General features: G+C 61.1%; 8 protein-coding genes and 1 tRNA gene. 4 read left to right on the plus strand and 5 right to left on the minus strand.

Annotation, left to right across the window (positions count from 1 at the left end):
* Window positions 1-204 precede the first annotated feature (204 nt).
* The 5 genes from fadD to fdxA form a co-directional block, all read right to left on the minus strand.
* Window positions 205-1878 carry a long-chain-fatty-acid--CoA ligase FadD gene (fadD, locus tag PHD22_RS06300; RefSeq protein WP_299863882.1) on the minus strand — a complete coding sequence of 558 codons (1674 nt, stop codon included), beginning with the start codon at window positions 1876-1878 and terminating at the stop codon, window positions 205-207.
* Between the two features lie 211 nt (window positions 1879-2089).
* Entirely contained in the window at window positions 2090-2539 is a 450-nt protein-coding gene (locus tag PHD22_RS06305; RefSeq protein WP_299863885.1) for a CBS domain-containing protein, read from the minus strand.
* Between the two features lie 97 nt (window positions 2540-2636).
* The gene (locus tag PHD22_RS06310; RefSeq protein ID WP_299863888.1) at window positions 2637-5903 is read right to left on the minus strand and encodes a UvrD-helicase domain-containing protein; all 3267 of its coding nucleotides are present in this window, start codon (window positions 5901-5903) and stop codon (window positions 2637-2639) included.
* Window positions 5900-8569 (minus strand): PD-(D/E)XK nuclease family protein, encoded by a 2670-nt coding sequence (locus PHD22_RS06315; RefSeq protein WP_299863891.1) that lies wholly within the window; start codon window positions 8567-8569, stop codon window positions 5900-5902. Before PHD22_RS06315 ends, PHD22_RS06310 begins: the two co-directional genes overlap by 4 nt.
* A 4-nt stretch (window positions 8570-8573) precedes the next feature.
* Complete coding sequence (gene fdxA / locus PHD22_RS06320; protein ID WP_299863894.1) at window positions 8574-8897, minus strand: ferredoxin FdxA; 324 nt, start codon at window positions 8895-8897, stop codon at window positions 8574-8576.
* 344 nt (window positions 8898-9241) lie between these two features.
* On the opposite strand from fdxA, the gene trxA reads away from it, so the two are divergent.
* From trxA to PHD22_RS06340, 4 genes are all read left to right on the plus strand, one after another.
* Window positions 9242-9568, plus strand: a complete 327-nt coding sequence (gene trxA / locus PHD22_RS06325; protein WP_299863896.1) for a thioredoxin TrxA — start codon at window positions 9242-9244, stop codon at window positions 9566-9568.
* 174 nt (window positions 9569-9742) lie between these two features.
* Window positions 9743-11002, plus strand: coding sequence for a transcription termination factor Rho (gene rho / locus PHD22_RS06330; RefSeq protein WP_299863899.1), 1260 nt, complete (start codon window positions 9743-9745; stop codon window positions 11000-11002).
* A 118-nt stretch (window positions 11003-11120) separates the two neighbouring features.
* Window positions 11121-11205 (plus strand) — tRNA-Leu (locus tag PHD22_RS06335).
* Window positions 11206-11397: 192 nt separating this feature from the next.
* Window positions 11398-12746, plus strand: a 1349-nt coding sequence (locus PHD22_RS06340; protein ID WP_299863901.1) for an AarF/UbiB family protein, incomplete at its 3' end; no start/stop codon positions are given.

Here is a 12746-nt window from a genome sequence, read left to right on the forward strand (position 1 = left end):
CTTGCTCGACTACCAGGGACCCTTACGACGCACGCATACCTACGCCTACTACGCGTACTACTACGGCTACAGGCAGGGCAGGGGCGAAAAAGGTCACGGAAGCACTCGAGTCATCTACAAGACTAACAGATGGATTATTCGCACAAGTCCAAGAAAAGACAAGTTTTATTTTGCATTGCAGCAGCACCGAAGAAAACAGCAGCCTCAACTTTGAACATGAGGATCCCGAAGTACCCGGCGCAGGATCTTGCCCACATTACTCTTGGGCAGTTCATCCCGGAATTCGACGAAATGAGGCACCTTATAGCCCGTAAGTCCCTGGCGGCAATGGGCAATGAGGATTTCTGCGGTCAGGGAAGGATCCTTGCGCACCACGAAGATCTTGACGGCCTCGCCGGAGCGCTCATCCGGCACACCCAGGGCTGCCACTTCCAGCACCCCCGGATGGCTGGCCACCACATCTTCCACTTCATTGGGGTATACGTTGAAGCCGGACACAAGGATCATGTCCTTCTTGCGGTCGACGATGCGCACGAAACCCTCCGGATCGATGGTGGCCACATCCCCGGTCCGCAGGTAACCATCCTGGGTAAAGGCGCGGGCCGTATCCTCAGGGCGCTTGTAGTAGCCCTTCATGACCTGAGGCCCCTTGACGCACAGCTCGCCGGGTACGCCCGGGGCGACCTCACGTCCATCATCATCCCGCAAGCTGACATCGGTGGAAGAAATGGGGAGCCCAATGGCGTGATTGAACTCCGGAATGTCCAGCGGGTTGATGCACACCGCCGGTGATGTTTCGGTCAGCCCGTAGGCTTCGGCCAGGGTTCGCCCGGTCACCTTCTTCCACTTCTCTGCCACCGCCTGCTGCACCGCCATCCCACCTCCCAGGGACACCTTCAAACTGGAAAAATCCAGGTTCTTGAAATCCGGATTGTGGAGAAGTGCATTGAAAAGAGTGTTGACCCCGGTGATCGCCGTGAACTTGTGCTTGGCCAGTTCGACAACGAAACCCGGAATGTCCCGGGGATTGGTAATCAGCACGTTGGCTGCGCCAATCTTGAAGAAAGTCAGGCAATTCGCCGTCAGGGAAAAGATGTGATAAAGCGGAAGGGCCGTGATGATGACCTCTTCTCCCTCCTTGACGTAGGGACGAATCCAAGCATGTGCCTGCTGCAGGTTGGCGACGATGTTGCCATGGGTCAACATGGCGCCCTTGGCCACCCCGGTCGTTCCACCGGTGTACTGCAGATAGGCCAGATCATCGTGGGTCAGGGCAACGGGCTCAAGGGAGCAGGTGGCTCCAACCCTGAGGGACGCCCGGAAACTTACATATCCTGGCAAATGCCAGGCTGGCACCATTTTTTTGACGTGACGGACAACAAAGTTAACCACCATCGACTTGGGAAAACCGAGCATGTCCCCCAAACCCGTCACCAGCACGTGGCGCAACGCCGTCTGGGGGAGAACCTGCTCCAAGGTATGCGCGAAGTTCTCGACGATCAGGATCGCCTCGCAGCCCGCATCCTTGAGCTGGTGCTCAAGTTCCCGAGCCGTATATAAGGGATTGACGTTAACGACCGTATAGCCGGCCCGCAGCACACCGAACATGGCCACCGGATACTGCAGGCAGTTGGGCATCATCAGGGCCACACGGGCCCCTTTGGGAAGCTTCAGCGCTCCCTGGAGATAGGCACCAAAATGGCGAGAAAAAACCTCCAACTCCCGGTAGCTGATGGATTTTCCCATGTTGATGTAGGCGGTTCGCTCTGCGAACTTACTCACCCCTTTGTCGAACAGATCGACCAGAGAGGCGAATTCATCCACGTCGATTTCCGCAGGAACACCAGGGGGATAGCTTCGCAGCCAGCTCTTGTTCATTTGCTGTGTCTCCTTTGCCGTTGGTGATGGTCCTGCCGGCCTTCCTGCGTGTGGGCAGGCTGCCGGAGACCCGCCCTCCCCAGGCGGTGCCGAACCCACAAGGGGCTGCGGCCTCCAACGTACTATTCGACTGGCGCTATGGCGTCTTGTTCTTGGATCAGTCCGCCCCCTGTGCGAGCGGAGACCGGTACCAGGGCACGGTCTTCCGTAGTCAGGCCTGCTCTTCTTCGGCGGGCCAGTTACGGATGTAGTTCTTAAGCATGCGATTCTCGAAGCTCTGCTCCTCCAGCACTGCCTTGGCTACGTCATGAAAGGAAACCACCCCCATCAGAACGGTATCGTCCATCACAGGCAGGTAACGCTGGTGATGAGCCACCATCTGACGCCGCAACTCGTCCATTTCCATGTTCATGGCAGCCACGACGGGAGCCTTCAGCATGGCCTCGGAAACCGGCAGGGCCTGCCAGTCTGCACCCGCTTTATGAGCGGCCACCAGCACCTCGCGGAACGTCAGCAAGCCGACCATGCGCCCCTTGTCGAACACCACCAGGGAGCCCACGTCCTGCTCCGTCATGATGGCCACAGCCTCGGAAAGGGTCTTGTTGGATGCAACCGTAAACAGCACCTTGCCCTTGATGGCGAGAATCTCACTGACCAGCATTTTGTTTTCCTAGTGGTGGCGCCGGGCGCCGTGACAATGGACTACGTTGAATGGTATTCGATTGCGTGGCCTACGGAAAGCCTAAAAGAACAGGGGATTACCCCAACTCCCGCAACTCACCGCTGGCCATCAGCAACGCGCTCCGGACCGTACGCCCCGGCCACAGGGCCGAAACCACCCGACGATAGCGCCCGAGTTGGGCACGATAGGCATCCATCAGGATTTCATCGGGGTCACCGGTCTTGTAGTCCAGCACCCACAGGCTGTCACCGTCATCCACCAGCCGGTCGATACGTCCTACCCGTCCAGCCTCGTCAATGAACTCTACCTCATTGCCCGACCAGACATGGCGCGACGGATCGAAGAAGACTGCCAGATCCGGACGATCAAGCAGGGATCGTGCGACTTCCAGCGCCCTGGGCTCCAGGCCATCCACGTCCAAACCCTCGGTCAGGCGCTCCAGACATAGATGGAAAGCCGTTCCGAAGGCTGCGCCCTCCCCTTCAGCCTCGTCCAACTGGCGATAACGACCTATGGCTACGGGCTGGCAGACTTCGACGGGTGCCACCCGACCCGGCGCCATTACCTCTTCAGTACGCTCCAGGACCAGTGGCAAACTTCCCCAGCTTCCGTCGGTGGCACCCAGGGCTTCCAGGGCCGCACCAATACGCTGCCATGGGCTGGAGCCACCTCCCTCTCTCCCCGGAGCAATCCCACTGACGAAAAAATACTGGGCCGCCCGGGTGATCGCCACATAAAGAAGATTGAGATCCTCCCGCTCCCGGGCACGCTCCTCGGCAGCAAACAGGACCTCCCGATGCCTGCCCCGTTCGTCCTTGCGGGTGATCATCGAAAAATGCCTGGGCCGGCTCTCGCCGGGCTGCCAGTCCAGCAAGACCTGATCCACATCTGAACGGGCACTTGCGTGGCGCCCGTCAATCAGCCAGACGATGGGCGCCTCGAGTCCTTTAGCTCCGTGGATGGTCATGATCCGCACCCGCCCCCCATCCGCGCCTTCCGCAGCGATGACTCCCTCGTCGGGTGCCTCCTCATCACCAGCCCCATCCAGACGGGCCAGCTCATCAATGAAGCGCGGCAGGCTCGGGTAACGGCCACCATCCTGGTTCAGTGAAAGGCCTATGAAAGCCTCAAGGTTGGCTCGGACGCCCGCCATCATTGCGGGAGGCACAACCGCCTCATATCGGGCCACCACATCGGCTTCGTTGTAAATACGGTCCAGCAAATCGTGAACGGGCAAGCGGGCAGCCTGCTCACGCCACCCTGCGAGCAGACGGGCAGCCCGGTTAAGGGCTTGGCTACCCTTTTCCTCCCCTTCCGCCAACGCCTGCAGGCGCAGCCACCAGGTCTCTTCATTGCGCCCGGCCAACTCCAGCAAATCCTCGTCACTGACCCTGAAAAAGGGCGCCCGCAGTGCATGTGCCAAGGATAAATCATCCCCCGGGCTTGCCAGCCATCGGAGCAGCGCTGCCAGATCGGCAGCCTCCAGGGTTTTCAACAAGCCTCCGCGACTGACGCTAAGGTAAGGAATCCCCGCATCCCGCAGGGCCTGCTCGTACTCAGGCAAGATCCCGCGACGTCGGGTCAGGATCAGGATGTCCCCGTAACGGGCGGGCCGGACATCACCCTGATCGTGGATGGCCCACCGCCCCACCATCTCACCGATCCGCCCCGCCAGCAGGCGCGCCTCTTCCCGGCGCTTCAGATTGTCCTCCTCACGGGGAGGGGTGGTCAGGGGGTCACGAAGCGCCTCCGGCCCATCCATCACGGGCGAGCTCTCTGCCTCTTCCCCCGGTCCATCACCAGCGAGGGGCAGCACTTCCACCCTCCCGGGTAATCCCTTGCGCACGGACTCCTGAGGACGAAAACCCACGAACGCGGTTTCTTTGCCAAAAAGGGCATTAACCACATCCACAACCACGGGCGCATTCCGGAAGGTACGGTCATTGGCCAGTCGCTCTGCGCCGAAACGCTCTACCAACCACCCCGCGGCATGCATGAAGATCCGGTAGTCGGCCCGCCGGAAACGGTAAATGGACTGCTTGGGATCCCCGACAAGGAAAACCCGGGGTGGCGTACCATCCTCACCATAGGCATCCAGCCAGGCCACCAGGATCCGCCATTGGAGCGGATTGGTATCCTGGAACTCATCCAGCAGGATCTGTCGGTAACGGGCATCCAGGCGTGCCTGCAAAAAAGGAGCCTGCTCCGGATCGGACAACAGACGATCCGCATGCCACTCCAGATCCGTGAAATCCATCACCCGTCGCTCCCGCTTGTGCGCATCGAGGGCCTCCAGAAGGGCACACGCCGCGGTCAGGATGTCCTGATTGAGTGCAAAAATGTGTTCTTCGAGCCTGTTGGCGCAGGCATCCTGCACGCACTCCGTCAAACGCCCATGTAGCGCCAGCAGGCGCAGCTCCCCTTCGCCACCCAGACGCCTGGCCTGGGCTGCGCTGGCCTTGCAGACCCTGGGCTCGCCCGTTTTGGTCAGCACCGCATCCCGGATGGCGGCAAAGCGCACATCCCCGTCGCCATGAGCCCATCCGGCTCGCAGGGCGGACGCCCGCCTGCGATCGCTCTCGGTATTGGCCTCCAGCAGACTCGTGTAACCTTCCAGATCTTCGTCCAGCCCAGGCAGGGCAAAAAAGGCAGCGATCGCATCTCCGGGCGCACCCACCTCCAGATCGCGACGCAACTGGCTCAGGGCATCCTCCAGCGTGGCAGCGCCATCATGCAGATAAGCGTGCCACTCAGCCCGCCTGCTCACGAAGGACTGAAGCAACACCCGGGTCCTGAGCTGGCCCACTTCACCGAACAGACGTATCAGGGCACGCGCCGGCGTGCCCTCTGGTTTGCGGGCACACTCACGGGCGAAGCGAGCCCAGGCCTCCTCCAGCAAGGGGCCCTCCGCATCGGCCAGACGGTAACCTGCCAGCCCGCTGGCCAGAGGCGCCCCCCCGAGGATGCGGGCAAACCAGCCATGAAAGGTGGTGATCGTGATGGGTGGATCGGCAGCAAAAACCGCCTCAAGCAAACCCTGGGCCCGAGGCAGGAGGGCCCGCGCCTCGGCACTGCTCAAGCCACGTTCAGCCAGGAAATCCAGGGCCTCTTCCTCCCGTAGCACGGCCAGCTGACGCAGCCAGAGGCGCAGACGCTCTTCGATTTCCCGGGCTGCCTTGCGGGTATAGGTGATCGCCAGTATTTCCCCGGGCCGGACCCCGGCCAGCAACAGGCGTAACAGACGGGACACCAGCAACCAGGTCTTGCCGCTGCCGGCACAGGCCTCGACCACGACGCTGCGGGCAGGATCCAGGGCTCTGCGATTACGCTCTTGATGCGTCATGGATGAAAATCCTTGCGGCACAGGCCGCGCATTTCGCAATGGGCACAGGCACTACCGTTGGCGGGCAGCGGCGCTCCTCCCCGCAGGGCATCGAAGAGGGCCAGCAGCCGGGACTGCTGAGCCGCGGCAGACACCGCAAGATCCGCCAGCGGCGCTGTTCCTACCGTCTCGTCGTCCAGGGCCACATAGGCTGCCTCGGCAGTTTCGCCCCCCTGGAGCAGGGCATAGACCGCCAACTGCACATCATCCGGATTCCTGGCCTGGATCTGCAGGGACCGAAGGCTGCGGGACTTGTAGTCGAGCACGGCTGCACGGCCATCCTCCTGGCGGTCCAGCCGGTCAAGGCGGCCATACAGTCGCAGAGCGCTGCCATCGGACAGAATGAGTTCCCGCTCCCGCTTGAGTTCGGCCGCAGCGAAAAACCAGCCATCGGATTCGCGACTACGCTGCCACTCGATGTAGGCCGCCACCCTGACCATCCAGCGGGAAAACCAGGCATGTTCAAGGAAATTCCGGGCAAGCGCCGGGCCGAACACCCTCCGGCTTTCCTCTTCCAGGGCCGCCACCAGAACCTCGTCTGACTGGTTGCCAAGCCGGGGAAAGCGGCCATGAAAGGCCTGCAAGACGCTGTGAATCATCTGACCATAGTCCGATTTTTCGAGAGCTTCGCTGACCTCTTCGCTTTCCCCCAACCCCAAAACATGACGCGCAAAGTACTGGTAAGGGCAGCCAATCAGACTGGCCAGAGCGCTGGCAGAGATCCGCCCCGGCACCTGGGCGCTCGTCAGCGAAGGCGCCGGGATGTCCTGGAATTCTTGGTCGGGAGGCCGAACGGGCAGACGGGGAGCCGGCCTCATCAGGTCGTCGTTGAAGAGCTCTTTATGGGCCAGGGAAAGAAGCTCGATGCTGTCATTGGGCAGCAGGATCTCCCCATCCCGAAGATGCTGCCAGACAAAAACCACCTCGTCAGAAAAGGCGATCAGACTGGCCAGATCATCCACCAAGCGGGACCGGGCATCCGCCCTGCCAGGCAACCCCAGCTCCGCCCGGACCGCTTCGTGAGCAAAGACCGGTCGTTTGTCCTCGGGAGCCAGGTTGTCCACATCGGCGCCAATCACGACTGCCGCCTCGAACCGGCGAAGGCGGGCGGCTGCCAGGTGCGTCATCACCACGGGACTCTCCACCGTACGCGGACGGTACATGGCAGACTCCAGCTCTCGATTAAGCCAGTCACGCCATTCGAAGAAATCCAGGCATCCCCGCTCCTCGGCCAGCTCGCTCCGTCGAGTCTCCATCCAGGCCAGCAACTCCGCACCAGCTCCGTCGGCCTGCAACAAGGGCATCACTCCCAGGACCGTCAGACTGTCTGCCAGACGCTGCAGCCACAGGGAGGGACTGGCGGCCGAACGGGGTAGCGCGTCCCGGGCCTGGAGGACGGGGGCAAGGCAACGGGTGATCGACGCATCTGCCAGGGCTGCAGCAGCCTCCAGCCCCGAGGCAAGGTCATGCCGCGCATAAAGCGCCGCCAGGGCCTCGATACCTGCCTCACGTTCAGTTTCGTCCTGCCCCCCCATGAAAGGCGACTTGAGCAGATCCAGCACATCCCTGTGATAACCATCGCTGGCCAGAACTTCCAGCCAGGCATCCACCAGGGACGCAGCCCGGGTGGTAGAGAGTTTCCAGCCTGTTTCGTCCTCCACCAGGACACCATCCCGCTCAAGCAGGGCCCGCGCCCGGCGGGCCGCCACCCGGTCGGCAGCAACCAGGGCGATCCGCTGGCGCCCCGCTGCCAGCCAGCGACGCACGCAAACAACGACAGCCTCCGCCTGTTGCTCCAGGCTCTGAGTGGCCATCAAGGCCACCCGACTCGTCAAGGCCACCGCATCACTGACAGACACAAGACGCCGGGCCAGGGGCGCGGGATCGAGGGATGCAGGCCAGGCCGCATTCAGGGTGAGCATCACCGGATCCACGGCCAGACTCCGGTCGGGAACAAACACCGTCACAGGCACCTTCTCGGCGCAGGCGTGGAACAGACGCCGCTCGAAAGGCCCCGGCGCACCTTCAGCAATCACGTACAAGGGACGGGTAAGGGAACAGGCCCAGTCAGACCCGGCAAGAAGGCGGGCTGCAGCCCTGGACGGGAGTCCCTGACCGTCCGCCAGCCAGAGGGCATGGACCAGGCGAGCCTCGAAACGCAGGGGCTCGTCGGCCTTCAGTTGATAAGCTGCCGCCAGTTGCTCCCGAAACTGGTCTTCACTCCCGGGCAGGCCGAGACCATGCAGGGTCAGCTCATCAAACAGGGCGATCAGCTCCTCGCAGATCCCCCACAAGCTCCCCTCGTCCAACCACTGCCTATCCTTCAATGCCTGATAAAGGCCAAGCAATCTCCGGGAGCCCGCCATCTGAGCCTGCCGGACAAGCCAGGGCGCCAAGGCCGCAGGCAGGGTCTGCATCGGCGGTACCAGGACGGGGCCGCCAGCCCGTGCCGCCATAGCCATCCTGAAATCCCGGGCCAGCAGCAGGTTTGGCAGGATCAGGCTGACTTTAGAACGGCATGTGGTATCCGGTTCCGCCTTCAGCAACGCCTCTGCGCAGGCCGAAACGAAATCGCCCCCCGAACGGAGGGCGATGTAGACCGGCTCGCCGCCACTCACGGCTGCCATTCACTCAGCGCTCGAGATGCTGCAGCTTGTCCTTTACTCCACGCCACTGATCCGCATCTGACGGAGGGTCCTTGCGCTCGACGATCGGCACCCATTTGGCAGCAAGCTCTGCGTTGAGGGCGATGAACGCCTGCTGATCCGCCGGGACATCATCCTCGGCAAAAATGGCTTCCGCCGGGCACTCGGCCACACATAGGGTGCAGTCGATGCATTCATCGGGATCGATCACCAGAAAGTTGGGGCCTTCGCGGAAACAATCCACAGGACACACATCGACACAGTCGGTGTATTTGCAGCGAATGCAGTTTTCGGTGACGACATAGGCCATGGGAAATCTCGCTCCTCTCTGGGCTGGCCGTGCCGCACCGGGCAAAAGGCGGGCAGGCCGTATCTAATGGGATCTGAAGCCTGCAATATACTCCATTACCCCCGTGGCGCTGATATCGTGAGAGCCCGAAACTCGGATGGCGAGGTTCGACCTTGGACCTGCGTTCAACCATTCCACCCTGGCGCAGCACGGCAACGGAAAGAGACAAAAGCGCTTTTCTTGCCCCTGATTATTCGCTAGCATCTAGCAACATTCATCCTTATCGGCGAAATTGCGCAGCCAGCTTTCGCTGGTGCACGACCCCTCCCCGGCAACACCCATAAATCCCCTTAATGCGAGGAATCATGAGCGAACATATCCATTACGTCACCGATGCGAACTTCGACACCGAAGTTCTGCAATCCACCAGCCCCGTGCTGGTCGATTACTGGGCTGAGTGGTGTGGTCCCTGCAAAATGATTGCGCCGATCCTGGACGAAGTGGCCAAGGAATACAATGGCAAACTTAAGGTCGCCAAGCTCAACATCGACGAAAACCAGGAAACGCCGGCCAAGTACGGCATCCGCGGCATCCCCACCCTGATGCTGTTCAAGGGCGGAAACATCGAGGCCACCAAGGTCGGGGCCCTGTCCAAGTCCCAGCTGGCTGCCTTCATTGACAGCCACCTTTAATCGAGCTACCCTCACAAACCAGATAAGCAGTCTCTAACGGCGTCCCGGGGCCCTCCCAAAGCACCCCCGACGCCGTTTTACAGTTCCAGCAATTCTGCTGCGCAAACTGCTGTCGTACTTGTTCGATAGTCCGGCATCCCACCTTCCAATTCTTTCCCCCCTCCCCTGCCAGCCATGCATCTTTCGGAGCTCAAGTCTCTCCACGTCGGGCAACTGCTCGAAATGGCCATTGTCAATGAAATCGAAGGCGCCAACCGCCTGCGCAAGCAGGAGCTCGTCTTTGCGCTCCTCAGGAACCGCGCCAAAAAAGGCGAGCCCATCTACGGCGATGGCGTGATGGAGATCCTGCCGGACGGCTTCGGCTTCCTGCGCTCCCCCGACACTTCCTACCTAGCTGGCACCGACGACATCTACGTCTCCCCGAGCCAGATCCGCCGCTTCAACCTGCACACGGGCGACACAGTGGAGGGCGAGATCCGCACGCCAAAGGACGGCGAACGTTACTTCGCGCTGGTAAAAGTGGACAAGGTCAACTTCGAGCCTCCAGAAGCGTCCAAACACAAGATCCTGTTCGAAAACCTGACCCCGCTGCATCCCAACGAGTGCCTGAAGCTGGAACGGGACATCCGCGGCGAGGAAAACATCACCTCCCGGGTGATTGACATGATCGCACCTATCGGCAAGGGCCAGCGCGGCCTGCTGGTGGCCCCGCCCAAGAGCGGCAAAACAGTGATGCTCCAGCACATCGCTCACTCCATCACCTCCAACCACCCCGATGTGGTGGTGATCGTGCTGCTCATTGATGAGCGCCCGGAGGAAGTGACAGAAATGCAGCGTTCGGTAAAGGGTGAAGTGGTTGCCTCCACTTTCGACGAACCCGCTATCCGGCACGTCCAGGTGGCCGAAATGGTCATCGAGAAAGCCAAGCGCCTGGTCGAGCACAAGCGGGATGTGGTGATCCTGCTGGACTCCCTCACCCGCCTGGCCCGCGCCTACAACACCGTGGTGCCAGCCTCCGGCAAGGTGCTGACCGGCGGGGTGGACGCCAATGCCCTGCAAAAACCGAAGCGTTTCTTCGGTGCAGCCCGCAACGTGGAGGAAGGGGGGTCGCTGACCATCATCGCCACGGCCCTGATCGACACCGGCAGCCGGATGGACGATGTGATCTACGAAGAGTTCAAGGGCACCGGCAATATGGAAATCCACCTGGATCGCCGCATGGCTGAGAAGCGTGTTTATCCGGCCATCAACGTCAACCGCTCGGGCACTCGCCGCGAGGAGTTGCTGCTCAAGTCCGACATCCTTCAAAAAGTCTGGGTTCTCCGCAAGCTGCTCTATGGCATGGACGACATTGATGCAATGGAATTCCTCCTTGACAAGATCAGGGCCACCAAGAGCAATGGAGAGTTCTTTGACGCCATGCGTCGCGGATAACTGCTCCCTACCTCAGGCCCCAGGACGCCACCTTCCCGGTGGCGTCCTGCTTTCCGGCACGGGACGACACGAAAGTGCTGGTTCCCCGATCGTTCAACCATTACAATCCCGGCCTTGTGCGGACGTGGCGAAATTGGTAGACGCACCAGATTTAGGTTCTGGCGCCGCAAGGTGTGGGGGTTCGAGTCCCTTCGTCCGCACCATTCCACTGGCGCCTCTTGCTGCGCACTCACCCCGGCCCAGTGTTCTCAAAGCCTTTATCTTTACAGGCACATGGCGTCACAAGGGCAATCATGGCATCGTGATGACGGGATGTGCTTCGGCAGACATCCTGAACGATGGGTGGCTCCCCCCAGCCTCTTGCCCCTCCGCCGACAGCCCGGGAGAATCTGCTGATGCTGTGGGAAACCTTTGCCGCAATCCGGGACCTGGGACGCCTGCACGACATTGCCAGCGTGCTCATACGTTATGGTTTTGGTGATCTGGTGCGTCGTCTGGGCTTGGCAAGCAGCCTTGAACGGGCAGGGAAGATCCTTCATTGGCACGAACAGAGCGAACTGACCACCCTGGAACCGGCAACCCGTGTCCGAAAGGCCCTGGAGGAACTGGGCCCCAGCTTCGTCAAACTCGGACAGATCCTCGCAACCCGGGTGGATCTCTTTCCGGACGAATGGATTTCGGAATTCAGCAAGCTTCAGGATCAGGCGCCCGCACTCCCCTTCGAAGCCTTGCGCCCACAGTTGCTCGAAGATTTGGGCGAAGCTCCGGAAACCGTGTTTGCACACATCGCCACCACTCCACTCGCCGCCGCATCCCTGGCCCAAGTGCATCAAGCCATCCTCCAGGACGGGACCGCGGTTGTACTCAAAATCCGCCGCCCGGGTATCCGACCCATTGTCGAAGCCGATCTTCGCCTGTTGGCCCGCCTCGCCGAAATTTTCGAGAACGAGATCCCGGATCTGTGCCGCTACCATCCAAAGGAGATAGTGAGGCAGTTCACTTTATCCCTGCGGCGGGAGTTGGACTTCGCCGCTGAATGCCGCAATGCCGAACGGGTCGCAGCCCTCTTTCAGGATCAACCGAACATAGTGATCCCACGCGTACACTGGCAATGGTGCGGCGAACGCCTGAATGTCCAGGACTTCATCGCAGGAATTTCGGGCCGTGACCTGGCGGGTGCCGATGCAGCAGGACTCGATCGTCGCCAACTGGCACGCAGCGGTGCCGAGGCGGTACTGCGCATGATGCTGGAAAGCGGATTCTTTCACGCGGATCCGCATCCGGGAAATGTCTTTTATCTCCCGGACAACCGGATTGCCTTCATCGATTTTGGCATGATCGGCCGCCTGTCTCCCGAGCGTCGCACCCAAGTCGCACAGTTGCTCCATGGTCTGGTCAGCCGCAACAGCGAGCTCGTGGTGGATATCCTGGAAGACTGGAGCCGGAGCGGAGAAGGTCCGACCACCGACGCCCGGAACAGACTGGCATCAGAAGTGGACAGTTTTTTGGACACCTATCATGGCTTACCCCTGGCGCAATTGAATCTGGGTCGCCTCCTCAACGATCTGCTGACCCTCCTGCGTGACAATGCACTTCACCTTCCTCCGGACCTGGCCCTGATGATCAAGGCCTTTGTGACTCTGGAGGGAATGGGTCGGCAACTAGACCCTCAGTTTGACATCTCTTCAGAAGCAATGCCGTTCCTGGAACGCCTCCTTCTGGCCCACGCCTCTCCTGCAGCCCT

The sequence above is a fragment of the Zoogloea sp. genome (genome assembly GCF_028693495.1).
In the GTDB taxonomy this organism is placed as follows: Bacteria; Pseudomonadota; Gammaproteobacteria; order Burkholderiales; family Rhodocyclaceae; genus Zoogloea.